Consider the following 26,588-nt stretch of genomic DNA (forward strand, 5'->3'; position numbering starts at 1 on the left):
ATTTATTGATCAGAATTTATAAGAAAGTGTAGTTAAAAACTGACGGGGAGGTATAGGGTTTACGCTATAATTCTCGTGAACATAATAGTTGAGTTCGTTGGTAATATTTGAGAGCTTTGTCAATAACGAAAATCTTTTCAGTGAATATCCCATAGAGAAATCAAAAGTGGTGAATCCCGACACCGGGATCAATCGGGTTCCAATCTGCGTCTGCCCCACGGTATTATTCCATCCTGCATTCCGCTCGCCAATGTAATATGCTGAAGCACCCAGTTTCAGGCCTTTAAGTTTAGAAGAATTGAAAGTATAGAACACAGTTCCGTTTGCGGTATGCGCCGGATTGCTTACCAAACGCTCTCCTTCAATATAGCTTCCTTTACGTCCGGAAGTTTTGGTATACCGCATATAATTAAAACTGTAACCGCTCATAAAATACAATCCCGGAACAATGGTTCCTGCCAGATCAAGCTCAGCACCGTCGCTGGTAGTCTGGCCGGTAAGTTCCCTGATATTGGTATTGGTATTTATGGTTACTCCATCAGCCAGAAACTGTGCCTGCTGAGCCAGATTATTATTGACGATTTTGTAAAGGGAGAAGTTGGCAGTTAATTTACCCTCCAGAAAATCATTTTTTATCCCCAGTTCAAACTGATCCACAATCGATGGTCTCAAAGCCTGATCATACACGTCAATTCCGGTATTCACTGTAAAATTGTTTGAATAACTCGCAAATAAGGCTGTGCTGGCATATGGCTGATAAACAATACCTAATTTAGGCGAAAGAGCCTGATCTGCTTTTGCGGCAGTAGCACTTTTAGCTTTGGTGCCTTTAATCAGATTATAAACATCAGCAACCATCGCCTTTTGGTATGACCATCTCAGGCCTGCCATCACTTTAAATTTTTCTGAAAGGCTGATCAGATCCTGAGCATAGTACCCAAGACGATAAGTAGGAACCTCCGTTCTCAAAGAATCCTTTGCAAAGGGCATATCAACACGTGCCTGATATTTATTCGGATCAAGCAGGTTTATCTTATCGTATGATGTTTTTAAATTAAAGGTATGACTTGTATTCAGATAACTGTCGGCATCAGTACCAACCAGTACCTGATGAGCAATTTTACCGGTATTCAATTTGCCGGTTAAATTTGCCTGAGCAGAATAATAATCTTCTGCCGTGTTTGATCTGGTTAAATTACGGCTCCAGTCGCCAAGGGCATCCGCCTGAATACGTTCTGTGGAATAATAATCGCGTTTAAAATTCTGAAATGAGCCGATCACATTAAGCTTCCAGTTTTTATTGATCTGATGATCCACATTCGCTGAAACAGTACTTTGATTTACCCTGTTAAAAGCCCACGGAGCATTAAAAAAGCTCGAACGGGAAATTGTAGTCGGAATCTTTCCGTCTAAAGACCCGATTCCAAAATCAGGGGTTAAACTGTATTTCAGATAATCTGCCTGAAGCAGGATATTGGTCTTCTCTCCAAGCTTATAAAGAAGAGAAGGATTTACATAATAGCGATCAGACTTCACTCCATTTCTGAAGCTTTCATTATTCTCATAAGTTCCGATCATCCTGAAAGCCAGATTTTTTGTGATTCCCCCGTAAATATCCCCAACCGGTTTATACGAATGATAGCTGCCTCCCCTGAGAGAAATCTCTCCTCCAAAATCAAATTCAGGACGTTTGGTTACCAGATTAACGATTGCTCCGCCGCTCACGTTTCCATATAGCATGGCAGCACTTCCTTTCAGCACTTCCACCTGTTCCAGTGTGCTTACTTCAGGAAGTGAAGCGGAGTTAAATCTCGAACCATTTTTAAAATAGTTATTACTTCCAAGACTGTAGCCACGGGCAAAGAAATTTTCTGAAGTTGAACCCCTGCTTGATCCCATGGCCACACCGCTCACATTCCTGATCACATCACTCAGCTTTGAGGCCTGTTGGTCGCTGATTACCCGGCTGCTGACAATGCTTGTGCTTTGAGGCAAATCCATCGGTTTGATTCCTGATTTTCCAATGGCAGGAACCTGCAGGTTATTTCTTCCTGCCGTAATTACAACTTCTGCCAGATGCTGTGAACTCTCTGAAAGAATAAAGTCGATTTCAGCTGTTTCTCCTTCATTTAAAGTGACAGATTTTTCCAGAGTTTTTAATCCCACAAAAGAAACTTTGATGATATACTTTCCTGCGCGGATATCAGGGATAAGATAAGTTCCGTTATCCGCGGAGATTGTACTCTTATTTAAACCCTTTATTCCAACATTCACGTAAGCCGCAGCCTGTCCGTCTGAACTGATAATCCTGCCCTTCACAGACGAAGAATTAGCTTGTGCCATTAATTTATGAGAGCCAAAATTGCCCATAAGGACCATTAAGGCCAGTAAAAGTATTGTTCCGGAGAGTTTCATTTTTATTATTTTTATTTAGACTGATTTTAAATACTGGACAAATCTATCAATCCAAATTGAAAAACAAAAATTATTTAGAATTATTCTAATTAAGATCGGAATGATTATCCGGAATGATTACATGTATGATTTTAAATATATAATTATCAGATATTTACGCGTTGGGTTTAACCAAATCAGAAACCCAAATAATAATTTGAACCGATCCAATACATGTTTCCGCTTGGAATCTGATAGAAAAAGTTAAAGCCTGCATGAAAACCTGCTATTGCACAGGCATTTTAGAATAAATTGGACCAGCATGGTGATAGCAATAACCAAAGAGGGACATTCGCTTTGCGTTCAGAGTGGCAAACTGCTGAGCAAAGCAAAAAGGAATGACTTAAAAAAATAACACAGACTAAGGGTAATACCTTTCAACTAACATAAACACAGAAAAAAAGCATTTAAAGCCTGGCAGCGATAATTGATGCTGCCAGAATAACCTCTTAGAAACCGGTTGTTGTAGTAATAGTAGTAGTATCTACCGTACCTCCGCTACATGGAGTAGTTGATACATTCTTCTTAAACATAAAGACCATTTTTGATTTGATCAGCTTGGTCGATTTTTTCGTCTTTTTCATAATTTACCATTTAGTTTTTCAGAAGTTAGAAAGACCATTTTGAAAAAAGAAATTTATTACACCAAGGTAGATTAGCTGTAGATGAACTTGTATATTGCAGCTAAATGGATGAAAATTCAGATCTAAATACTGAGAGGTTTTGGTCTAATACTCTAAAACATATATTGGGATGGGCAATTTTTATTACCTATGAGATAACCTATATATATCTTATGACAGGGAGTGCCGACCTTAATAATTACGCACTGAATTATACCTTAAATATCCTCCTCTTTTATTTTAATGCACATGTTCTTTTTAAATACACTACGGGTAAATTTAAGGGGGCGGCATTTATGACTATCTTACTTGTAATGCTTGAGATTATTCTCTTCGTCATGATTAAATTCCCCATAAATCAGCTGATCCTGGGTGAGGAGTTCATGCCAAAATCAGCTGATGAATTTAAAAAAGCAGCCTTTAGTAATGCCATGCGTACCTTCTATATTTTAGGTTTCAGCACTGCATATTGGTTTGCCATGCAAACGATAAAACGAAACCGCAAGATCAGCGAACTTGAAACCCAAAAACTTATTGAACAAAATGAAAAAATAACTTTACAGAAAAACTTACTTCAATCCCGCAATGCCTACCTGCAGGCTCAGGTTAATCCGCATCTTCTCTTTAACACCCTTAATTTCATGTACAATGCCTCGGCAAAAGTTTCAGAAAAACTGGCTGAAACGGTGATGAATCTTTCTGATATGATGAGGTATGCACTTACTACGATCGATAAGGATGATAAAGTCTCATTAAATAAAGAAATAGAGCATATTCATAATTACTTTCGCCTGAATCAGGTACGCTTTGATGAGAAACTGAATATTGATTTGATTGTGCAGGGAAACCCCGATGGTTTACGTATTATTCCCCTGGCCCTGATCACCCTGGTAGAAAATGTGTTTCAATATGGTAATTTACATGAAGCTCAGCATCCGGCCATAATCAAAATCAATATTCAGGATGGAAAGTTAGAGCTGGATATCAAAAATAAAAAGCGGGCTAACCGGCGTATTCATGGCCATGGAACCGGAATTCCAAATCTTAAAGAGCGACTGGATATCTATTATCACGGCCGCTACTCGCTTGATATACAAGATGAGGAAAGTACCTATGCTTTAAACCTTAAATTAACTTTAAATGAATAAAATGATGTTTACCTGTTATATTGTCGACGATGAACCTCATGCCATTGAAACTCTGGCATCTTATATTAAAAAAGCTCCCGGACTGGAATTACTGGGTTCATCAACCAACCCTCTGGAGGCTCTTGAACTGATCAATACATCTGTTCATCCGGATATTACATTTCTGGATATAGATATGCCCCAACTTTCAGGCCTTGATCTTGCCGGATTGATCAGCGATCGCACAGCAGTAATTTTTACCACAGCCTTTCCGGATTATGCACTGGGTGCCTTTGAAAAAAATGCTGCCGATTATCTGCTGAAACCTATTTCATTCGAGCGCTTTCTAAACTCAGTAAAGAAGGTTAGCGGACATATTAAAACGCAGATACCGACTCCTGAAAATGATCATATTTTTATTAAAACCAATATAAAGGGTAAGGTAACCCGACTTAATTTAACAGACCTTATTTACGTTGAATCTATTAAAAACTACGTGATCATCTATACCGCTGATGAAAAGCTCATTACTTATTTAACAATGAAAGAACTTGAAGCTGCACTCCCTTCTGAAAGATTTTTCAGGGTTCATAAATCGTACATTGTCAATGCAGACAGAATTAAAACCGTGAATGGTGTTAACATTCTGCTTCAGAATAATATTCCGATTCCCCTCGGGCAGATATATAAAATAGCTTTACAGGATTATATTAATGCAAAACTGGTGAGTTCATCCCGTTTGACCTGATCCCATTTCTGGCTTGTTCTGACAGGTAATAGCGAAGACACAGATAGTAAATCACGAGTTCCTTTTTACGCTGCTCTGTACTGAAAATACGATTCATGTGCATGTGCAGTAAATCAGAGGCGAATTTTGCTTTGCGCGAAAATTCATTTTCGTCAAATTCGGTGTCAAGTGCACAGAGGTTCTTTTCAAAGGTTCTGAATTTATTCCTCTCGGCAGCAGTCAGAAAGCCCTGACCGACAGACATCAGTTCACGAACCTCACGCTGATGTTCACGATATTTTTTATTCAGATCATCCCGTAATAATTTCTCATGCCCATGTTCACTCATCAGATTATTACAGATATTTTCAAGAAGTTTAATACGGTAAGGTAAATGAATGGCAAATGCATTCAGTATTAAATCTGCACCAAGTATAGCAAATCCAACAGTACGTTGTTTCTCAGGGTCATTATCCAGATGCATTGCCACCAGTTCGCTGCTGTACATAAATGAACACTCGGCGCTTTCCATAGTTTTTACTCCGTAACGCTCAATTTCCCTCTGATAAGTATCCAGCAGAACACGCGTAATTATTCCGCTATGGATTAAAGGCTTCAATAACTGGTTGAACAGGCCCGGCATTTCACGAATAGCTTCCTTTGTCACTTTCAGGCGAATACGCAGGTGATCGCCCTGATCATCGTATCTGATAAAAAACCATTGCTCAATGCTACCCTTCTTCAGATATTTTTTAATTAAAGGATACAGTTTTCTTGTCAGCAAATAATCAGCATTCTGCGGGGCACAGTAAATCTTAAAATAAAGCCACTCATCTCCGGGTATAAAATCTCTTTGTATATTTTTTAAATCACAGGGGGAAACACCTCCATGGGTATAGCTTGTTCCCTGACAGGTCAGACTGGCTATAAACTGATGGACAAACACTTCCTCCTGGTCATTTCTTAGGACTGCATTCTTCTCATCCGGCATATAGAATTCCTCCAATCTGATCTCATCCAAATTTCCAGTTTCTGATAAAAACAATTGTATAGCTGAAGGATCATCTCTGTCAAATACCAGATATCTGTCGGCATTACTCAGCGCAAAAAACCGGTTGATCCCCCGTCTTTCTGCTAACTGTCTGAACTTCTCATAAGCAAGCTTATCCGTAGGATCGGGGAGATCTTTCTTTCTTAATAACCATTTTGCCGGACTCAGTATGCATTCTTTAAACTCAATGCGGGGATAATAATCAAGACCCGGCAAGATGTTTTCTACATGAAATCCAAGATTGTATGCAAGACCCTGATATTGCAGATCACAAAGAAACCGGAAAACCGGAAGCTCACTTCTTTTATGATTATAGGCTGTACTTAAACGCGGTATAACCCTTTTATTAAGACGTGCAGAGCGAATGATCACTTCTCCGCGATAAACTGACACGTACAGATCATTCAAACTGATTATCTGTTCCGGCGGAAGAGTAGAATGAACAAGAATTGGAATCTCATAGTCTCTGATATGTGCACGGGTATTAATATTTGCCGCATGCTCATCCGTAAAATAAGCTATTTCCGCAAAAATTACCTCTTTGTTTTGCAGCTGTTCAGCTTTTGCCAGTTCCCTTGCCTGATTCCGAACCCGTTCGTCAAATGGAGTAAACCTGCCTGTTAATGAGGTAGAGCATACCCCGCCGGCTTCCTCAATAAAAACCTTACCCTCAACCATCCTGAACATCACTGAAATACCCGGAGCATATTTTTCTGAAGCGTGATCAGGCAGCTCCTTAAGATCCTGTTCTGTAATTAAAACAGATTGATTTTCTTTAGCCGACCATAATATCTTACGCATCAAAAATTCCTGCACCGGCCCCCATACTATCTGCTTCTCTGCTGAGCTTGTTGAAAAGCTTATTCCCTTTAATAAATCAACATTATCCAGGCTTTGTTCAAGTTGACCGTAACCGATACCTCCTTCAGGGTCTAATGCAAGGAGTAAGGGTATTTCACGATCTTCAAAACGTGCAGTATATTCCTTTATGAACCGGCTGATTGATCCGACTCGTACACTTTGCCGCATTATGCTCAGACAGTCAAGTCCGCTCAGTATGATCTCCTGATAACGCTGATCCAGAGATCCTTCCACGTCCCTCTGAAAATTAACATAGAAAGGATGCCTTATATCCCCGCAATAATTCAGAAACGGGCCTACGCACTTATCCAGTTCAGCCACATTCACCTTTTCCAATGACAGAGGCTCATCAATGGCAGAGGCAAAATCAGCAAGTTCAGAGCTTCCGGATAGTTTAGCGAGCCGGTTCAGATACCCTTCACCGGTAATGTTTGCCTGCAAAGAGTTTAAAAGCAACTCTTCAACAATCATTCCCTGAAAAAGCTCTTCTGCTTCTTCATCTGTTGTCTGTCCATTTAAAAAAGCGTGAAATTCACTTTTTCTGATTCCTCTCTGAGCCCTTCGCAAGAGCCTGCAAAGCAGCTGATCTTTCTCAATAGCAGCGATACCACGAGCTTTCTGAGTACCTTCTCCATCCTCTATTGTTTTAATATACCTCAGTTCTTTCCCAAAGGTGTACACCCCGGGATTTGAATAATAAACCAGATGATCGCTTTCTATCATACCCTCAGCGATTCCGCTCAGAGCAGCACTCAGCCTGAAATCAGTCCGGATATGCAGTTTCTCATCGGCATCAATACGTATTCCATCCCCGTTTTCTGACCAATCCAGTACAGAAAATGCCGAGCACATTCCAAAAGGTGTAGGTCTGTAGCACATTCGGTTAAAATATTTGAACAGACTCTGACAGATGCGTTCACTCAGCCGGTCGCAGCGAAAATCTTTTGATTTAACCTGTTGATAAAGTTCAATACTGGCAAAGTATAAAGCTGAACGAAAAAATGAAGTATCCAGCATCTCCTGCAGCTTCCCCATTCCAAAAGCATTCGCGCTGAAGGATGGCGACCTTAAGAATAAAGACGTACTGAACCGATAGGGAAGCATGGTCTAATATAAACCATGATCAAAGGAAAAAACAAATCATGAAATTCTAAAAACAGCCTTTTTGAGGTCATTTAGGCTGTTTTTATCGTTCGCATACCGCCGTTCATCTATCCGATCAGGCTATGTAAATAGCGAATAAGATTGTATGAACTTTTTAGGTTAATAATGCCTGAGAGTTTAAAACTTCCGACATAACAAAGCATCAGACTCTTTGCAGAAGTACAGATTTTAACAAGTCAGGAGTAAGTGGTTTATTCAAAAAGAATTTTACATTCTTAAAAGTAAAGGCTCTTCTTTTTTCTTCCGGATCGATAGATGAAGAAACCATGATAACATCCGTATTAACTCTTCTTTCCTCCAGTGCCTGAAGAAACTGCCAGCCATTCATAACCGGCATATTAATATCCAGCAAAATCAGATCCGGCAAGTTCACTATCATAACATCAAGTGCCGACAAAGCCTCTGTAAATGTTTTTACCGTAATATGACTCCAATGATTAGCCAGCATTTTTTCATGAATCATATTCACAATAGGGTCATCATCAATAAGCATAATGGTATCGATTTTTTTTTCAGATAATTCCCTGATTTCCCGTTTTGGAGTATTATCTTTTGTAATTAAATCATTTAAAGCATAAATAATAGAATCCAAAGACTCAGCCTGCAGGCTGATATCTCTCAGCAATTTTTTAATAACACCGGGATCATAATCCAGGCCGTTAGTTTCATTAATACTTTGAGAAAGACTAAGAATATTACTGAGCGGGGCACGTAATTTATGTGATGTTAAAAAAGAATACCTTGATAAAGCCCTTTGCTTCTGTCGAAGCAAGGCCCTGTTCCTGTAATTATTTTGAATGACAATCAGTATATATGGTATGCTTTCGTCAAAGCATACAGGGTTCATGGTTAATTTTAAATTAAATGATTTTCCACTAGGGAAACTTAGAATTCGTTCAAAAACCAAATGTTCTGATTGAAGACAGCAAGACAAAAGGGTAGGAAAATCAGATATTAACTCTTTTGGGATAAATTGATCTAATGGCTGATTACAGGCCAACTTTTTATTATATAGACCTTCCCAAACTGATGAAAGATTTTTATTAAAACTTATAATCAGCTTAGAAGGATTGATAAGAAGATAATAATCCGGGCTCTTTAAGAATTCCATAGGAGATAGGTGTCATCAAATAAATTGTAACAGAGCTTCCTGCAATTAATTTAATTTACAGGAATATTTTTATAATAATGCTTTTAAATTGGCGTATATTTTAGATTAACCGATAATACAATCCTGCGTAAAAACAAAAACTATCAATACCCAAATACGTATTCAAATAAAGATAAAAAATAAACGTTATGCAAGAAATTCTGTCAAAACAAAAAATTGGCTTGAGAATACGTGGACTAAGAATTGAAAATGCCTTATCGCAAGAATTCATAGCAAAAACAATGGGATTATCACGTAGCAATTACTCTCAGATAGAACTTGGGAATCAATTTCCCTCATACGAAGTTCTTGTAAAGATTGCTATTTTTTATAACAAAACCTATGACTGGATAATTCATGGTGAAGATTTTGCAATAAAAACAAGCAAAATCGATAAATTAAAAATGGACAAGCTTATTTCAACTGACTTTCAGAATGCGTTAAAGGGAACGGATGCAGACAAAATTTCCCTGGTCAAGAATTCTGATTATTATGACTATGTATGTTCAGCAAAAATTCAGAAATATATAGACCAGCTAAGCACGATAGAGATCCCAATCGGGAAGAGGGGAAAAAAGGATAATCAGCCTTTATTCCGTGCATTTGAAGTAATTGATAACGGAATGTCAGGAGTACTGCAAAACGAGGATATCATTATTTGTGAAAATATTACCAAAGTGTCGGACTTGAAATTCAATGATATTTATGTTTTAATTACTCAAGAGGATATTATCATCAGGCGTGTGGTTAAATGCCTGGAAGACAATAAAATTTTAATTTGTAAAGCAGATAATATGAGTTATCCTATCCGGATAATTCATCTGGATAAACTACAGGAAATATGGCATATCAGAGGAATTTTTTCTACAAAATTTACCGGAATTGTAGAGAAAATTGAACATCAGCTTGAAAAGTTTGAAAAGTCTATTACAGATTTAAAAAAAGAAGTTCAGCAAATAAAGAAAAAAAGATCAAAGCTGTAAGCTGAGCAGTATCTCTATGCAGTTTAATCGGTCTGCTTTTTTGAGAACACCTTAAACCAGATGTTTTATACCCACCCGGGTAAGGACAAAGTGTAATGGCAGAGTTGATATCTTTCAACCCTTTCCCGCCATGCCCAAATATTCGTTTCATCTACCGTATTTCTCTTTGTAAATAGACTAAAAGTCATTTGGTGTAATACCTTTTAATGTGTCCTGATGGGCTTATAAATTCGTCCCCTTCTTAATAACAGGAATTATAGCAGATCAGACTGACCATTAATACCATTGAAAAACAGTTTCAGAACATCATGAACAAGAAAGGATTTCGCCATTTCTGCATGAACAATCTCTCGTTCCGTCCGGTCTTCCCTGTCTGAATCAAAAATTCCTCTGTTAAAATCAATCATTATTTCTTAATTAAAACAAAGCCCTGCCATGGATTATGAAACTTACCAAGAGAAAACAAATTATTTACTCGAAATGATCACGAAAGGTCGCCTGATATCTTTATCGGAGGCTGCCGGTAAATTCGGATGTGCCACCAGAACAATCAGTCGAATGCTAGCCCGTTTGCGCAGACAAGGCCATCCTATCCACTATGACCGGTCACTCAGAAGATTTGTATTAAAGGATCAGAAGTCTGCAACAGACTTCTGATCCTTCAGATTCATTTACACATATTTCAGGCCGGTTAATATTGATCACCTGTTCTTCAACTGCTATTCAATATATCTTGCCACCTTATAAACAGATTTTACCAACCGACGTTTTCTGTACACTCCATCACCTTCCCGACTACCGGAACTATTTGTATTACCTTCAACCGTAATCAGCCAGGGGTCTTTCCACTGATCTACAAAACCGGCATGGGCAATACGGTTCTTTTCAGGGAAAAAGAGAGCGAAGATGTCGCCGGTATCAGGAATGATCTGATCGCTATCTGCTTGCCTCTTACCGCTTATTTGTCCGGCAGGATAGGCCTGGGCTTTACTCCAAATGATCTTAGATGAAGGAAACAAATCCGGGGTCCAGCCTGAGCGGGGATGATCAACCCCGGCCTGCCCGTAAACCCAGCAAATAAATGCAGCGCACCAGGGCTGTCCTCTGCTCAAATCCACATATCTCAGGTATCTTTCAACCTCCTTACCTGCATTAATACCCTGTTCCCGAACACCCACTTCCGAATCATAAATCCTCTTAACTGCCTGTTGTCTAAGGCTCCTGTTGCTTACAGGTTGTCTGTTGTCATTAGATAGCCCTCGGGTAACAACTAAATAATCGCTGCCAAAGTGGCTACAAATGAATACAGTAACAAGAGATAAAAGCCCAAATAAATAATTACTTTTTGCCATGCTGATAAGGATTTAAAGTTTTGTTCAAATTGCTCTTCAGAATAATCGGCCAGTACCGGCCAGATGATATTGATAAGCCACCAGGTCACTGCCTTAAATGCAAGCAGCGACAGAATAGCCATAATCACCGCGCTCAAAGCGCCGGGATCAATGGGAGCAGATGTAATGTCGATCCATCTGGATAACCAGGGGAAACACAGGAACAAAAGCAGGGCTGAAAAAATACCAAGATGTTCCCTTTTAAACATACTCTGCTGAATCTGCAAACTTATAAGCTCTTTCATATCAGTTCTCTTCTAGTTCATCCTCTGTGTTGCTTGTCTGATCTTCTTCCTCATTTTGGGAAGCACCCGAGCTCTTAATCATCAAACTTTTAAACAGTCTGATCAGCAAACGGGTCAGCTCAAGAATCTTCTCCGGACTCACACGACCTTTCAGGTCCTTTAACGAAAACGCATCTTTAAGCACCCCGAACAAATGGCCAAACTCTGCAATAGACAGAAAGCCCAGTATCAAAGCGATATGCCAGCGGTTCAGACAGGAATTCTCCTTTTGAAGAAAATTGTTGATCGCAATCTGACCGGCTCTGCGATGAGCAGGAAGCTTTTCAACAATGAGCTGTATAGCCTGACGTTTAAACTCAGGCAACATTTTATTGTAAACTGTGATTTGATTTTTCATGATTTAAAATTTGAGTGAATAATGGTTTAAAGAACCGCTCCGCATGCGGAGCGGTTCATGCAAATCAGCCGCTTAGAGGATTACTTTCTCCAGCACAGTCCGGTTACCCGGAAGATCAATAGCCGTAAAAATGATCTTCGAACCCGAAACATCTGCATTTACAGCTGTACAGGTATAGATCCAGTCAAGACCGTTCAGCGACTGTACCGCATCTCCTTCTTCCAGCAGACTGTCATCCGGATTCATGATCTGAACTTTTACCTCATTGACCCTGAAATCGTCAATTACGCTCACACTGATCTCATCACCAATTGCACCAGTGTAAGTCGAGAAATTCACGTCCTCATAAAACTCAGGAGCCAGCTGGTAATCCTTAAAAGCCCTGTTGAAAGCACTTTGCCCCAGCCTTGCCACAGCCTGATAAGCCGCTTTCATCAGTGGATCAAGAATTGCATTTTTGGCATACTGAGCCGCCTTTTTAAAGCGATTCTGTATGTCCAGCTGTACCACAGTTGGCGGTTTGCTGAAAGGCCTTGGCCGGTCAGCTACAATCGTTTTGTTGGCTCTCTGGCGGAACACCAACAGATCACCGATCAGGCCGCTTAGCCCGTGGGTGACTACATTGTTTTTAGATTTTGCCATCATTAAAATTTTAAATGGTTAATAATTAAATTTCAAGCCTCCTCATCTGTACCGGTACGCGGTGCTTGAGGTCAAACCTAAGTGTAGATTTTATAACTTCCTAACAATCAGATAGTCATGATCTAATTTGAACCCTTATGATCTCATTTGACACCATAGTATTGAGCAGAACAAGGTTGAATTCACAGCTTTTTGATCAAAAAAGAAAGGGATATTTGGGGGAAAAGTCAGAGCTATAGTTAGAATAGTATTGGAATAGTGTTAAAGTATAGTCAGAGTTTTCGGACTGATATTACATCGTCATGTCTATTCGGCAAGCCTCATTTATTGGAAAATTACTATAAAGCATTACCAGACCTTAGCAATCCACTTCAACTATGTTTTAATGACTAATACAGAATTAAGTCTCATGAAATTTTCTGGATCATGTGTGCGGTTTCTAAACTATTATAACTCATGAAACATCCCGCTCGGCCGCTAGGCCTATTTCCCTTTTTTCTTGATAAAAAAGGAAACAATGCCGAACCGCCTTAGCGGTGAGACCACGAAGGCCTATAAAAACAATAAAAAATACTGAGTAAAATCAAGAAATGACCCCTCTCAAAGATCGGGGCAGGCTTCGCTTTCCACCGCCGAGGGCCATACTCCCGGCCCGCCGTTCTTTCATCCCTCCGCACAGAAATTCTGATTCAATGCTTATCAATTTCCTTTGAAGATGATCTGAAGGGTACTAAAATGAGCGCCAGATGCTTAGGAAAGTTCATCCATCAACGGCTGCGTGCAGGCAATGCCGCAAAAAAAGTACTTGAACGTTCGTGCAATTGCATAACTTCTATAATTCTTACCCTTGTTGATTTTGTACGGCAAATAAACTAATGCATTCCATTTGTGAACTGCGTCATGTCGACGAGCGAAACCGATTTTAAAGTAATTACTGAATATTCCGCGAGGAGAGATCTTTTGCTAAAAGAGAAGGAATTGACATGGAAGGCAAGGAATTTTTCTCCACAAAAGAAGAATACCCATATCCTGTTTTCATACAAAGTATAATGACCTCACTATCACTTCTTCTTTGAAAGTACTTTCTGCACATCCTCCGTGTCATACAGATCCTTTCTCCCCAGAGTTTCCGGAATAAGAATCCGGTCCTTTTTTAAACGATATAAGGTTGATTTACTGATGTGGAACATTTGCTTTATATCACAGGAATCCAGCCATTTTTTTGGTCCGCCCCGTTCAAGCAGCATATCCAGTGTCTGCTGAATACGCATTTGCCCTCGCTCAAGCTCCATAAGCTTCTGAAAAATCTGCTCCTGGTCCATAAAAACCCTGTTAACAGTTTCAAGTTCATGGGGTAAAAATTAAAGCGAGCGTTTATCTGATCAAAGAAAATAGTTCATCGCGACAAATTTTGTCTGCATGACAAAAGAATTTTGTTTCTGTTTTAAAAAAGAAATTAAACTCAGTCGGATCATGGATACCGAACTGCTCTTTCAAAAAATCTATGCATTCAGCTCGCCCCTGCAGGAGGAGAAAGAATTACTGATCTCCCTGCTGAAGGAGGAGGAGTATCCGGCCGGAAGGTATATCCAGCGCAAGGGTAATCCCGCTGATAAACTCTGGTTCATCAGGAGCGGATTTATTATGGGCTATTACCCTTCTGAACCGGTACATCAGGTTTGCCTTTTTTCAGCAAAGGGTGAATTCGTTACCTCTGCTTCGGGTTTCTTTCTTCAGAGTTATTCTGCCAAAAACCTGATCTGTAAACAGGAAAGCAGCTTATTATGCATCCGGTACAAGGAGCTGCAGGAACTCCGTAAAATTCCGTCCCTGTCCAGGGCTTATGAAGGTATTATGGCTCAGTACCAGGCAGAGGGAATGCGCAGAATAAGATCCGTTTTATACGATCCGCCAGCCCTGAGACTGCAAAAACTGCTGAATCGGTATCCGATGATTCCGGATGTTGCTAAACCGATAGAAATCTCTTCTTACCTCGGTATCAGCCGCCGCACCTTATACCGGCTTTTATAAATCCCGCCTTGTGCCATTTGGCAAAAAAACAATTCTCTTTCATGCTGAACTTTAACCTAAACCAAACAGGCTCATGAAAACAAGATTCTTTAAGCCGGAAAGCTATGTACAGCTTATTTCCTGTCTGCTCATCCTATTATGGGTTTATGCAGCAACAAGTAAGCTGATTAATTATGAACAGAGCCGTATGCAAATGATGAATCAGGTATTCCCGGATTCGATAAATGGGATATTACTTTGGGCTGTTCCTTTAATAGAACTACTTATCTCAGGACTACTGTTGTTTCACGGAACCCGGAAGGTTGGTCTTTTTCTATCAGCAATTCTATTATTCCTGTTCAGCGGCTATGTTTTACTGGTTATGCTGAATGTATTTGGCCGCATCCCCTGTTCCTGCGGGGGGATTATTGCTAAGCTCGGTTGGGGTCAACATCTGGTATTTAACCTTATTTTCCTTGGATTAGCGCTAATTGGTTTCATGTTTTATGATAAGGAAGGAGGCGGTATGGGAAAGGATTTATGAGTGAAGATGCTTGAGGCTGTAAAGCAAGAGCTTAGAGCAAAGAGAGAATAAACAATAATTCAATTATCAAAGTTTTTTGTTTGCTTTTTGATGTATAAAAGCATTCATATTATGAGAAAAATAAATTTTGGAGTATTGGCTCTTATATTGGGGCTAACACTTGCCATCACAGGTAGCGCGTTTAAACCAGTAGCGCAAAGTGAATGGGGGTTTGATCAGGCTACACAGCAGTATTACGACCTTAATAACTTACCAACCGGCGCTACATACAATTGTAATCTTTCAAGTCAGATTTGTACAGAGATCTATGATGGGGATCCAAATTCAGGCGGAACTTATATCAGGGATGAAAAAGTAGATGGCACGTTTGTATTAGTACCGTAGTAGAAAATAAAAGGAGGTTTCGGCCTCCTTTTATTGTTATTGTTCATTATCTGTTATTCTGTGGCCATCCATAAACTTCAATCTCATTCGCCGGAATAGAAAAAGTGTACCGCAAACTTCCCGGCAGTAACTGGTATAACTGACCATTGCTTTGTCTTTGTAAAGTTACCTGGAAAGAAGGATCATCATTTAACCGGCGAAGATCCTGCCATCGCAAGTCCCGGCCCACGAGCTCTTTACGTCTCTCATCCAACACTATTTTCAAAGCCTCAGCCGGTGTTCCAGCAGTCAGTGGCTTAAATGTGCCCTTTTTCCAACGCCTCTCTAAAAGTTTATTCAAATCCTGTACTCCCTCCTGTATCTTGCCGGTACGGACTTTTGCTTCAGCAGAGATGAGGTAAACTTCATTAACACTCAGACCTGAAAAAGTGGAACCAGGGTTAATTGGACCCGCATACGACCCTTTAAAAGTGAACTGGTTATTGCCCCTGCTTAAGAAAAATAAGCCTTTCCTTAAATCATCGGCATGATACATTTTATATAATGCGGGATCAACAAAAGTTAATGCAGAACTGAGATAGCTGTAACTAAGAAGTGGTGCATAAAAAAGAACCTCGGCATTGCTATTAGGCAATACCACCGGAAAAGGTTTCACAGAAGCAATGCTATACTCGTTATAATCAATCAATGCGCTTTTTAGTTCAAGAGAACTTGCTGCATATTTAGCGGCCTGATCATAATCTTTCATCGTTAGCGCAGTGCGGGCAAGTAAAGCCAATGCAGCTGCCCGGTCTGGTCTGGTTTTCACTTGCTGGGTAACTGGTAAAAGCTTAGCCGCTTCCTGCAGATCTTTTAATACAAGATCATAACCTTCACGTTGCGAATTCCTGATTAGTGATTGCTTGATTTTTGATGAAGTGGATATTGGAACGCCCGGAAGCTGGCCTGATTTAACAGGATCAAAAGGGTCGCTGAATAACTGAAGAAGATTAAAATAGGCATAGGCTCTGAAAAACAGCGCTGTGCCCCGGGCCGTATTCCAGCCGGGTTCTTTTTTATCTTCAGCTGTTAAATCGTCTAAGCCCTCGAGTGCTACATTACTGTAAAAAATATGCTGATATGGTACGTTCCAGTCAAGCAAGGCTGTACCTTCTTCAATTTCTTTGGCCCAAATGTAGGCGTTTCGTTCTACCGGAGTTCCGAATGCATTATATCCTGCATCCGTGATGTAAAAATCATCCGAACTTAAAAAGCCTATCCCAGGTGTTCTGTTCATTAACTGGTAATTATCGAGCAAAGCCTGTAATTCAGTAAGTCTTTGAGGAATCAGCAAGGCTTTATCTGACTTCTTATCCAGAAAATCCTTATCGCAGCTGACCAGCATCCCGGCCAGCAAGAGAAATAGTTTAAATTTTATTTTCATTTGAATGATCTTAAAGGGTGAATTTTAAACCAGCCGCAATAGTTTTTGGGAGAGTGCCGTCCTGGTAATCGGGGTCATAGGGTGCATTGCTTGCTTTCCATAATAGTCCCAGATTATTTGCATAAATGTATAGCTGAACTGACTGGAAAGGCATCTTTGGCAAATGCCTCTTTTGCAAAGAATAGGTCATCTGGAGGTCCTGCAAACGTATGTGATCACCACGCTCTACCAGCGTTTCAGAAAACTGGTAAATAAAATCCCGGTTAACGTTTGTGGTTAAAGACACCGAAGGGACTTGTGTATACTGTTCATCGCCTGGCTTTTGCCATCGTTGTGCAAAGTCACTGTGCCTGCCCAAGCCCATATTATTTCCATAAATAATGGAATTCCGGCGATAATAGTATCCGGTACGATAACTTATATTGGCAGAAAGGGTTAAACGTTTCCAGCCTATCTGATTTCGCCATGATCCAAAAAAAGAAGGCCTTGCCGGACCATGATATAAAATATCATCAGCTTTCAAACCGGCCATAATTCCATTGTAGTTTTTGCTTATCTGCCCGTTAAAATAACTCCTTGGATCTCCGTTTGCAGGATCAAGCCCTGCTGAGCGCAGACTGTAAACTGCATAAAGAGGGTGCCCTTCAAAAGGAAGATTCCCACTGGTTATTCCATCCCCGGATTGCAGGTAAGAACGTAAGGGTGCAAACACTTCATAAGCTGTCACCTTTTCATTCACAAGACTGACCCAAAAGGTACTCTGTATGCTAAAAGTTCTGCTGTTATATATATTCGCATTGAGCTGTGCGTCAAGACCCTTTGTCAGGGTCGCAGATGTGTTTCCCCTGAACTGAGTAATCCCTGAACTTGCGGGAACAATCACACTGCCTATTAAATGCTCACCTCTTTTAGTATAAACTTCTATAGTTCCAGTTAAACTATTATTCTTCAAGCTAAAATCCAGACCTGCATTCCAGATCTTCACCTTTTCCCAACTCAGGTCTGGATTTGGTGGATTTGTAATCTGGGCATAAGGCAATCGAGTCAGACCATTACTGCCACTATTAAATAATGCGGTAGTATATGCTGTTACACTCTTATCTATATTACCATTATAGCCGTATGTACCACGTAGCCTTAAAGAGGAAAATAAATTCGGAAAAGGGAAAAAACTTTCCTGTTCCAGGTTCCAGCTTAGTCCGGCTGACCATAATGGTAAGGCCCGCTGATTAGCTGAAACTCCAAATAAATTACTCTTATCTATACGGGCACTGCCAGACAAAGTGTACCGTTTGTCAAATAGATAGGCCGCGTTTACAAACCAGCTTATAAAACGGTCTGTACGGTCTGTCTCATTATCAACATAAGGGATTGACCTTGTGCTTGTAGGTAAGTTAAACCGTTTAAAGCTTGTTACATAATCAATCCGAATACCTGTTGCATAATCAGAATTATAACCATAAGTACGCGATAAAGCACTTTGATTATTCAGATCTTTCATTTCATATCCAGCTATTGCATTAAGTTCATGCCTGTCATTCCACCGCTTCTCTGTACTGATTTGCGTTCGCAAGGTATGGCCAGTTTGCTTGTATACATTTCGATCCAATATCCCACCGGCTGGTATGTTTCTGATTAAAGTTCCATCAGGAAGAATTTCAGTAAACTGGTTTACTAAATCCCTCGCATCAAAACTTTGATTTTTTTGCAAATATTTCTGCAACTGATTGATTTCGCCATATTGGTATAGAACTGAAACATTTGCCCATGGCCTGACCTGGTACCGCAGGCCTGAATTCCATCTTACATCATTCATCCTGGTACTATTATCAAAGGCATTTAATTCATCCAGGGGCCGGTACTGCCAATCCAGAATACCTGTGCCCCCTACGCTTTGAAGATATTCTTCCCTCAGGTCTTTGGTTACAGACAGTGAATTCCCCTGATCGTCTGCTAAGCGGGCATAAGGATATATGGCTTGTCCTGCAGACCATATTAAAGTGCCCGGATTATTTAATCTGTTCAGGCCGTTGACATAATAAAGAGAAGCATCCCATTTCAGTTTTTGATTCAAAAATAACATCTGATGCTTCAGGCTGGCGGTTATACGTCCATCAGTATTTCCAACCTGTGCCGCTCTTTGCCTATCATGTCCTGCAGAAAAGTAAAATGACTGGTTATTGCTTCCGCCCTGCAAATTAACTGCGTATTGCTGATTAATAGTGGACTGGAAATAGTAGCGATCCAGCTCGTTTCTGACATCATAGCTTTTTAAAGTATTTAATGACGTGTTTAATTCAGCATCTCCTATTTTACCATCCCTGCGCGCAATCAGTAATTCCACCACGGGCGAAAGTGCAGGTCTGGCCAGTGAAGTTTCTGAAGCATTATAAAACCCGCGACTGAATAAGGTACGTTCTGTTTCAATAAAATCATTAACGCTCATCTTTGGCGCTTCGAACAGATCGGGTTTTTCCCCGATAGTTAAATTGTTGTTGAATGACCATTGAAGCTCTCTGTTAAAATTTCCTTTTTTAGTTGTGATCACAATAACGCCGTTTCCGGCACGGGCACCCCAGATAGAAGCTGCAGCGGCATCCTTCAGAATGGTTATACTTTCAACATCATTCGGATTCAGGGAGTTAATATCTCCGTCATAAGGAAAGTTATCGATTACAACCAGTGGTTTGGCATTTGCAAAAAGCGTGCTTTGCCCCCTGATACTGATATCATTTGAGCCTGAACTGCTCCTGCCACGGTTAAAAATTAATCCGGGTGCTACATCTTCCAAACGGCTTAAAATATCAGAGCTAACCCTGCGGTTGAGCAGCTCTTCATTAAGATGAACGAAGGAGCCTGTGGCCCGTTCTTTTACCAGATTTTGATACCCGGTGCTGACTGTTACTTCCTGGATAAAAAGGCTGGCTTCTTTAAGACTGATTATGAGATCTGATCTATTTAAGGCGTCAATACCGAGAACCTTTTTTTCATAACCTATAAAGCTAATTTCTATTTCAGTCAGTTCTGAAGATGCATTTAGCTTAAACATCCCATATTCATTTGTCTTTACTATAATTGCAGATGGAATCAGTTTAATACTGGCGCCAACCAGTGGAAATCCATCTGCAGCAGAAATTACCTTCCCGGTAATTAACTGCTGGCCCTGCATATGCAAGCTCATACAAAGCATGACGGTCATGATAATATACTTTCTCATATTATAAGTTCTTGCTTGTTTTTTCTTTGATTACCAGGACTTCTATCATTCGATTTGCAGGCTTAAGGCTAAGCCCATACGGCACAATTGCTTTGTTGATACTTTCAGGATCTGTCAAGTCTGCCCGAATCTCCAAATCAACAAAGCCTGTAATACCCGTAGCATCAAGAAGAGGCAGTTTGCTTTGTTGCAAATAGTGACTATCAAGGCGGCCAATAAAATGGTTCCAGTTTCCATTCTGTAAAAGCGCACCAGAACGGCTCATCTCGTTCACAGACTTTCTTCCTCTCAAAGCTGAAATATTTTCACCCTTACCCTCTAATACAAGAACTGGTAGCAGGCGTTTTTCTACAGTTACCTGAAGGCCGGGAAAGTATAGATCCAAATCCTGGCGCATGGCAGTAAAAGCAGTAGAAGGGTCAACATCAGGAATAATCAGTTCATAGCAGTATACATTACCCTCACGCATCCATTGTAAATATGCATTCCCTTCTTTATCGCTATGAAATGCTGCCGGTTCATTTACCTCAAGAATCACCTTGTTCGTATTCAGAAAATTTTTGCCTTCACCATAAGCAAGACTAAATAAGCTCAATAAGGACTCATTACGAACCGTGATCCTTGTACCTGTACTGTCTCTGTAAAACTTATATCCCGGCCATAGTCCTTCAGTATAATTGCTGATAAGCCGATGGTATTTAAGAGAAGAGCCACTACCTCCATTTAATTCAATAAATAAGGGTCTTTTAGGATCGTACGCCACCGGTTTCATTTCCTCTTTAGTTACTAAGCGCTGGCTTTTCCCTACTATCACCCCCTTAATTCTTTCAGCAGTTACCTGATCATAGCTTGTTATAGCAATCACCTTGCCTTCGGGGCTAATCCATACAAAATGCGGTAAGCTTCTATGAGGAAACATGGCATGCAGCACCTTATCTTGAACTACATCAGGTAAGCTGAATGATTTCTTCTGCTGAAGCTTTGCAAGGAAGGGTTCTACTATATTTGCAGCCTGGTAGGTAACGGGCAGGAAAACTACCTGCCCTTCAAAAGCTCTTTGTAAACTATCCATTCTGGGAATCATAGCTATACATGGAGCACACCAGGTTGCCCAGAAATCCAGGATCAGCAGCTTTCCCTTAAAATCTGAAAGCTTTGCACTGCTGCTTTTATAGTTAATAATGTTGTTAATGGTAATGTCAGGCACCTTATCCCCGATCTTCAGGGGCTTGGTCTGAGCCTGAGCAGCACTGCTTAAAAAAAAGCAATGCGCGGCCAGGACGATGAATTGTATCGTTTTTTTCATTTAATAATTGATTAGTGGTTATAAAAAAATACTTTGCTGTCCCGTCCCGGTTTTCACCGGGATCGCCGGGATGACAGTCTTGATAAGGAACGTGTCATTGTGCGAATGCCTCTGTCATTGCGGCGAAAGCCGCAATCACTCCGGATGCCTCTTAAACGAGGCATACATGTCCTTCGCCGATACCTTATCCCTGTACGTACCCTCATCCCCTATCGGCTTATCCAAATGCTCCAGCAATTCATACAAGGCCGGCATCAGATCTTCCAAAGCCATAAAATAATCGAACAGCTCTGCCTTTTCTGAATAAGTCATGCCCGAATAATTACCGCTGATGATTGTGCTGAGTGCACGGTTAAGCTGTACATTACCGGAGCAAAAGCTATAGACAGCGCAGAAGTATTTAAGACTGCGAAGGGCGGTTTCTGGGGTTTTGGATGAGTTATTAGTTTTTGCACTCATAGTTGTTTGGTATTACTATGAGTCTTTAAGCAGATGCCAAAAATAAGGCGTGGAACCCACTTATTGCCTAGAGGTACTGGTATACCCGGGAACAAATAAGTGAGCCCACGCCTATGGCGTGAGCATTTCACTTATCCTCTCGTTCCCTTTTGAAATTACCAGTTTCCTAGACGAGACTCTAAGTGCGAATGCTTCAATTAGTTATTATGAAGTCCGCTAAATTAAATTATATCAAATTCATTTTATTCTATTTAATATCTAATATAAGAACAAAAATATTATGTCACAATAGTGTGTCATAAATAAATGCAATTCTTCCATTAATTAGTCAAAGAAATGGAAGGCTCGAAAGAAATATCATTAATTGATCAATATGTAATTGATTTCGTAAGAAAGCTTCGCGATGAGAAGAAGTTGAGCCAAGAAGAAATTGGAAATATAATTGGGGCAAGTAGAACTTATATCACCAACGTTGAGAGTACAAAACACCCAGCGAAATATAACCTAAGTCATATAAATTTGTTAGCAGATTACTTTGACCTATCTCCAAGAGATTTTTTACCAGAGAAATCTTTATAGGTAGTTAATAAATGGACTACAGAACATTAGGGGTATTTGAAATGTTTGTAGTCAGCGAATTTAATTCTGATGTTTTAATAATCTGCTTAAAGGCTTTATTGATAATATTGCCTTTTATATAAGTTATTTTTTTTTAGATTAACCTAATTGGCGTTATTGAATAAAGGAGTGTATCGAAAGGAATTACTCCTAGCGGCTACGCTAATGCACTTTTAAATCAAGGTGCTGGTTTTTTATGAGTGCAAAATAGCGAATTATTACTTTTGGAACTTCTGGAACTTGACTCCTTCAGCACCGATACTAAATGCTTTTGTTGGACTTAAATTAACACGTTTTACCAATTTGTTTCTTCTGTTAAAAGCCTCCTTAGTTCCTATAGTCTGCCCGGACTTTGTAATCAAATAAGTGAATTCCCACTTTTCTTTTTTGTTATATATAAAGTAAATCTCGGAAATATCAATATTCTTCTCAAGATCAGATACTTGCTTATGAATTTTGGAAAGCTTTGAGCTTGAGATCGCCTTTAATATTTCTATTGAGCTATCGGATCTTATTTGAAGTTCAATATATGGCACACCGGGAATTTCAAAAATTGTGATCAATGATTTATTCTCTGGTATCATTACTTTACGGAGAACAGCGACCGAATCGGCAATACTATTGACCAATTTCTTTGCCTTCACCTTGCCTGTCTCATAAATATCATCGGCAATATCATCAGCAAATCTTTCCCCTATCTTCTTTAAAAACGGCTTCAGGAGTGGATAAACTACAGAATAATATGTTCCTATTGTAATAACGATTTGAGGATCAAGTATTAAACTTTTTCTTATACTGGCCTCAAGAGCTATAGGTTCATCATACAAACTTTGCAATTTTGCACCTATCTCATTAAAGGAATCGAAACTTTTAAAGTTATTCTTATCAGCGCTGATTCTTACTTGATCAAGCATCTCGTTACGTTGAATAAACGTGATTGGTAGTCCGGCATCTTCAATAATTAAACTATTATTCCAACTGACGATAGTTTTATTATGGAAAGCAATAGGCTCCACAAGAACATGATAAAGATTTGATTGTAGTTGAATTTCAGCATTATCAAAATATCCTATTGGTGGCAGGTCTCTACGATGATTTATTAAATAGCGTAGTTTCTGATTTCCGTTAACGGTGTTTACGTAGTCCTCCAAATGCTGTAAAGGGATGTAATCTCCGTGTCGATCTACCGTGGCGGATCTGATGATAACTTTTTCTCCCATATGCCATAATTAATTACATAAATATAGTAAACCCTTGGTGGACTTTGCCTATACTATTGCTAACACAAAATTACTATATTGTATCTAAATCCTTGGTTAGTGTAATTGGAGAAATAAATTATATTCTATAACCACTCAATGGCATTATTTCAATTAACCGCTCAAGAGTTATTTTATAAACTCTTCAACTCTCATACCCAGGACGAAATTGATGCAGTTATTAACGAGAGTCCTGATATTTTCAAACAAGAAAGCTGGGCTCCTCTTGGTGGAAATGAAAATAACTATGGCGTAATAGAAAATCAGCAAGCTTCTCCAATTGCCGCATTGATAGAAAAGATCACCAATTCTATCGATGCCACCTTGATGAAGAAATGTTATGAAGCTGGTATTGACCCGAAATCAGATGCCGCTCCAAGAACAATGGATGCCGCTCGTGAGAAATTCTTTCCGGATTACAAGAACTGGGATTTAACTGGCCATAGAAAAAACCAGGCCAAGAACATACAAATACTGGCAGATGGCCCTAAGCTGAACCCATCCATCACCATCTATGATAATGGGGAAGGGCAACATCCTGAGGCTTTTAAAAAGTCTTTCCTATCACTCCTAAGTGGCAATAAAAATGAGATCCATTTTGTGCAGGGTAAATATAATATGGGCGGAAGTGGTGCTATTATATTTTGCGGTAAAAAGGGATATCAGTTAATAGCTTCCAGGAAATATGATAAAACAGGTGATTTTGGTTTTACACTGATTAGAGAACACCCCCTGAGTAAGGCTGAAGAAGTTAAAAAGAAAAATACCTGGTATGAGTATCTCAAAATCAATGATCAAATACCTTCATTTAAAATTGATAAACTTAACTTAGACCTGCATGAAACCTGGTTTGAAACCGGTACAATCATAAAGCTTTATTCTTACGATCTTCCATCAGGCAGCCGGTCTGTTATATCAAGAGATTTAAACCAAAGTATTAATGAGTTCCTTTTTGAACCTGCCTTGCCTATTTTAACCGTTGACCGGAAATATCGCTACCCTGATGACAGAAATTTAGAGCGAGACCTTTATGGTTTGAAACGGAGGCTTGAAATTGAAGATAATAAATACATTGATGACTATTTCTCTGAAGATTACAATGAAGATCCCTTTGGAAAATTTAAAGTAACCTGCTATGTATTCAAGACACGTGTAGACGACAAAAATATTAAGGAAACTAAAGAGTCTATACAAAGGGAATTTTTCAAAAATAATATGTCTGTCCTGTTCTCCGTAAACGGACAAGTGCATGGGAATTTCTCTTCTGAATTTATCACCCGATCCTTAAAGTTCAACCTGCTTAAATACCATTTACTTATTCATGTTGATTGCACACAGATGAACTATAATTTCCGAAAGGAATTATTCATGGCTTCACGTGATCGGTTAAAAGAAGGAGATGAAACTTCCCAATTGAGAAAATTTATTGCCTCTAAACTGGGTAATGCAAAAGGCCGGCTTGCGGAGATTGAAAAACGAAGAAAGGATTCCATATCCGTAGATTCAAAGGATACACAAGAGATGCTCAAATCCTTCTCTAAGAATCTGCCGATGGACAGCGCTTTAATGAAGCTGCTAAGCCAAACCTTCAAGCTCGAACAAAAAGATAATAAACCTCAAAAGAAAGAGGCTGAAAAGAAACACCATAAAGAAGAAAAAGAGGCATTCAGACCCCAGCGGTTTCCCTCGTTCCTTAAAATCAAAGCATCTGCAAATAGTGATAAAACAATTATCAATTTACCTCGTGGACAGGAAAAGATTGTTCACTTTAAAACCGATGTTGAAAATCACTATTTCGACCGGATCGATGAGCCTGGGGAATTAAAAATTGGACTAGTAAGCCGGCAATCCAAAACCAATGACACAACTGGGGGTAATGCAGCAGGTAAATCAGAAAAAATTGAAGATATTTTTAATATAACAACTTCAAGTCCGCATGAAGGTACTGTACGTCTTAACCTCACAACAAAGAACGAAGTTAAGGTTGGTGATGAAATAGAAATGAAAGTCACTTTGACAGGTGCAGGGGAAGATTTCGAGGAATTATTTTGGGTTAAGATTGTAGATCCGGAACAAAAGAAGGAAGAAATAAAAAAGGAAGACAAAGAGGATGATCAGAATATTGGTTTACCTCCATTTGTATTGGTATACAAAGAGCCTAAAGAAGGATTCCTGATTTGGGATGAAGTTTCTGAAGGTTTGGATGGCGAAATTGATTATGAAACGGTAATGGCTCCGCAAGTTAGTGGTGGGAACCTGGATAAAATCATTATTAATATGGACAGCCACGTTCTGAAGAACTTTAAATCAAAGTACAAAGATCAAACGCAACTGGAGGTAGCAGAAAAAAAATATATATCATCCGTATACTTTCACACTCTATTCCTTTACACGATCACCAAAAACAGGAAGTATTCTATCCACCAAGGTGAGGACGCTCAGGATAAGGAAGTTGATCTGGAAACGTATTTAAGAGACCTGTTTTCCAGTTTTTATTCAGAGTTTATTTTGAATTTCGGAAGTAATGATCTATTGCAAATGATCGGTGACTAA

General features: G+C 39.5%; 24 protein-coding genes. 9 read left to right on the top strand and 15 right to left on the bottom strand.

What is annotated here, in order from left to right; translation table 11 throughout:
- Nucleotides 1-9 precede the first annotated feature (9 nt).
- Entirely contained in the window at nucleotides 10-2,415 is a 2,406-nt protein-coding gene (locus tag P2W72_RS06490) for a TonB-dependent receptor (protein WP_276360174.1), read from the bottom strand.
- Between the two features lie 488 nt (nucleotides 2,416-2,903).
- Nucleotides 2,904-3,038: a hypothetical protein gene (locus P2W72_RS06495; protein ID WP_276360175.1), complete on the bottom strand. Its 135-nt coding sequence runs from the start codon at nucleotides 3,036-3,038 to the stop codon at nucleotides 2,904-2,906.
- 212 nt (nucleotides 3,039-3,250) lie between these two features.
- On the opposite strand from P2W72_RS06495, the gene P2W72_RS06500 reads away from it, so the two are divergent.
- Both P2W72_RS06500 and P2W72_RS06505 read left to right on the top strand, forming a co-directional pair.
- On the top strand, nucleotides 3,251-4,225 hold the full coding sequence (locus tag P2W72_RS06500; RefSeq protein WP_276360176.1) for a histidine kinase: 975 nt from the start codon (nucleotides 3,251-3,253) through the stop codon (nucleotides 4,223-4,225).
- A gap of 1 nt (nucleotide 4,226) precedes the next feature.
- Entirely contained in the window at nucleotides 4,227-4,952 is a 726-nt protein-coding gene (locus P2W72_RS06505) for a LytTR family DNA-binding domain-containing protein (protein ID WP_276360177.1), read from the top strand.
- Here the strand turns inward: P2W72_RS06505 and P2W72_RS06510 are convergent.
- The gene (locus tag P2W72_RS06510) at nucleotides 4,915-7,947 is read right to left on the bottom strand and encodes a lantibiotic dehydratase (RefSeq protein WP_276360178.1); all 3,033 of its coding nucleotides are present in this window, start codon (nucleotides 7,945-7,947) and stop codon (nucleotides 4,915-4,917) included. The two genes, P2W72_RS06505 and P2W72_RS06510, sit on opposite strands and share 38 nt — an antisense overlap.
- 202 nt (nucleotides 7,948-8,149) lie before the next feature.
- Entirely contained in the window at nucleotides 8,150-8,854 is a 705-nt protein-coding gene (locus P2W72_RS06515) for a response regulator (protein ID WP_276360179.1), read from the bottom strand.
- Between the two features lie 452 nt (nucleotides 8,855-9,306).
- On the opposite strand from P2W72_RS06515, the gene P2W72_RS06520 reads away from it, so the two are divergent.
- Nucleotides 9,307-10,140: a helix-turn-helix domain-containing protein gene (locus tag P2W72_RS06520; protein WP_276360180.1), complete on the top strand. Its 834-nt coding sequence runs from the start codon at nucleotides 9,307-9,309 to the stop codon at nucleotides 10,138-10,140.
- 254 nt (nucleotides 10,141-10,394) lie between these two features.
- On the opposite strand, the gene P2W72_RS06525 is transcribed toward P2W72_RS06520, so the two are convergent.
- Entirely contained in the window at nucleotides 10,395-10,547 is a 153-nt protein-coding gene (locus P2W72_RS06525; RefSeq protein WP_276360181.1) for a hypothetical protein, read from the bottom strand.
- 28 nt (nucleotides 10,548-10,575) lie between these two features.
- Between P2W72_RS06525 and P2W72_RS06530 the strand changes: the two genes are divergently transcribed.
- Entirely contained in the window at nucleotides 10,576-10,797 is a 222-nt protein-coding gene (locus P2W72_RS06530; protein WP_276360182.1) for an HTH domain-containing protein, read from the top strand.
- Between the two features lie 62 nt (nucleotides 10,798-10,859).
- Here P2W72_RS06530 and P2W72_RS06535 read toward each other — a convergent pair whose 3' ends face one another.
- The 5 genes from P2W72_RS06535 to P2W72_RS06555 all read right to left on the bottom strand — a co-directional run bounded on the left by P2W72_RS06535 (nucleotide 10,860) and on the right by P2W72_RS06555 (nucleotide 14,107).
- On the bottom strand, nucleotides 10,860-11,492 hold the full coding sequence (locus tag P2W72_RS06535) for a peptidoglycan-binding protein (protein WP_276360183.1): 633 nt from the start codon (nucleotides 11,490-11,492) through the stop codon (nucleotides 10,860-10,862).
- Nucleotides 11,411-11,776: a hypothetical protein gene (locus tag P2W72_RS06540; protein ID WP_276360184.1), complete on the bottom strand. Its 366-nt coding sequence runs from the start codon at nucleotides 11,774-11,776 to the stop codon at nucleotides 11,411-11,413. The genes P2W72_RS06535 and P2W72_RS06540 overlap by 82 nt, the downstream gene beginning before the upstream one ends.
- A gap of 1 nt (nucleotide 11,777) precedes the next feature.
- On the bottom strand, nucleotides 11,778-12,173 hold the full coding sequence (locus P2W72_RS06545; protein WP_276360185.1) for a hypothetical protein: 396 nt from the start codon (nucleotides 12,171-12,173) through the stop codon (nucleotides 11,778-11,780).
- A gap of 72 nt (nucleotides 12,174-12,245) precedes the next feature.
- Complete coding sequence (locus P2W72_RS06550) at nucleotides 12,246-12,815, bottom strand: hypothetical protein (protein ID WP_276360186.1); 570 nt, start codon at nucleotides 12,813-12,815, stop codon at nucleotides 12,246-12,248.
- Between the two features lie 1,061 nt (nucleotides 12,816-13,876).
- The gene (locus P2W72_RS06555; protein WP_276360187.1) at nucleotides 13,877-14,107 is read right to left on the bottom strand and encodes a hypothetical protein; all 231 of its coding nucleotides are present in this window, start codon (nucleotides 14,105-14,107) and stop codon (nucleotides 13,877-13,879) included.
- A gap of 181 nt (nucleotides 14,108-14,288) precedes the next feature.
- Between P2W72_RS06555 and P2W72_RS06560 the strand changes: the two genes are divergently transcribed.
- The 3 genes from P2W72_RS06560 (at nucleotide 14,289) to P2W72_RS06570 (ending at nucleotide 15,753) form a co-directional block, all read left to right on the top strand.
- Nucleotides 14,289-14,846 carry a Crp/Fnr family transcriptional regulator gene (locus P2W72_RS06560; protein WP_276360188.1) on the top strand — a complete coding sequence of 186 codons (558 nt, stop codon included), beginning with the start codon at nucleotides 14,289-14,291 and terminating at the stop codon, nucleotides 14,844-14,846.
- A 73-nt stretch (nucleotides 14,847-14,919) separates the two neighbouring features.
- Complete coding sequence (locus P2W72_RS06565) at nucleotides 14,920-15,369, top strand: MauE/DoxX family redox-associated membrane protein (RefSeq protein WP_276360189.1); 450 nt, start codon at nucleotides 14,920-14,922, stop codon at nucleotides 15,367-15,369.
- A gap of 111 nt (nucleotides 15,370-15,480) precedes the next feature.
- Entirely contained in the window at nucleotides 15,481-15,753 is a 273-nt protein-coding gene (locus tag P2W72_RS06570; protein ID WP_276360190.1) for a hypothetical protein, read from the top strand.
- A 46-nt stretch (nucleotides 15,754-15,799) separates the two neighbouring features.
- On the opposite strand, the gene P2W72_RS06575 is transcribed toward P2W72_RS06570, so the two are convergent.
- The 4 genes from P2W72_RS06575 to P2W72_RS06590 all read right to left on the bottom strand — a co-directional run bounded on the left by P2W72_RS06575 (nucleotide 15,800) and on the right by P2W72_RS06590 (nucleotide 22,158).
- Nucleotides 15,800-17,176 (bottom strand): RagB/SusD family nutrient uptake outer membrane protein, encoded by a 1,377-nt coding sequence (locus P2W72_RS06575; protein ID WP_276360191.1) that lies wholly within the window; start codon nucleotides 17,174-17,176, stop codon nucleotides 15,800-15,802.
- Nucleotides 17,177-17,186: 10 nt separating this feature from the next.
- A complete protein-coding gene (locus P2W72_RS06580) occupies nucleotides 17,187-20,393 on the bottom strand; it encodes a SusC/RagA family TonB-linked outer membrane protein (RefSeq protein WP_276360192.1) in 3,207 nt (1,068 codons plus the stop codon).
- 1 nt (nucleotide 20,394) lies between these two features.
- Nucleotides 20,395-21,699 carry a TlpA disulfide reductase family protein gene (locus tag P2W72_RS06585; protein WP_276360193.1) on the bottom strand — a complete coding sequence of 435 codons (1,305 nt, stop codon included), beginning with the start codon at nucleotides 21,697-21,699 and terminating at the stop codon, nucleotides 20,395-20,397.
- Between the two features lie 135 nt (nucleotides 21,700-21,834).
- The gene (locus tag P2W72_RS06590) at nucleotides 21,835-22,158 is read right to left on the bottom strand and encodes a hypothetical protein (RefSeq protein ID WP_276360194.1); all 324 of its coding nucleotides are present in this window, start codon (nucleotides 22,156-22,158) and stop codon (nucleotides 21,835-21,837) included.
- Nucleotides 22,159-22,494: 336 nt separating this feature from the next.
- On the opposite strand from P2W72_RS06590, the gene P2W72_RS06595 reads away from it, so the two are divergent.
- Complete coding sequence (locus tag P2W72_RS06595) at nucleotides 22,495-22,737, top strand: helix-turn-helix transcriptional regulator (protein WP_276360195.1); 243 nt, start codon at nucleotides 22,495-22,497, stop codon at nucleotides 22,735-22,737.
- A 257-nt stretch (nucleotides 22,738-22,994) separates the two neighbouring features.
- Here the strand turns inward: P2W72_RS06595 and P2W72_RS06600 are convergent, their stop codons facing one another.
- Complete coding sequence (locus tag P2W72_RS06600; protein ID WP_276360196.1) at nucleotides 22,995-23,996, bottom strand: hypothetical protein; 1,002 nt, start codon at nucleotides 23,994-23,996, stop codon at nucleotides 22,995-22,997.
- Between the two features lie 138 nt (nucleotides 23,997-24,134).
- Here P2W72_RS06600 and P2W72_RS06605 point away from each other — a divergent pair, with 138 nt between their 5' ends.
- On the top strand, nucleotides 24,135-26,588 hold the full coding sequence (locus tag P2W72_RS06605; RefSeq protein ID WP_276360197.1) for a hypothetical protein: 2,454 nt from the start codon (nucleotides 24,135-24,137) through the stop codon (nucleotides 26,586-26,588).

Source organism: Daejeonella sp. H1SJ63 (assembly GCF_029360775.1).
In the GTDB taxonomy this organism is placed as follows: domain Bacteria; phylum Bacteroidota; class Bacteroidia; order Sphingobacteriales; family Sphingobacteriaceae; genus Daejeonella.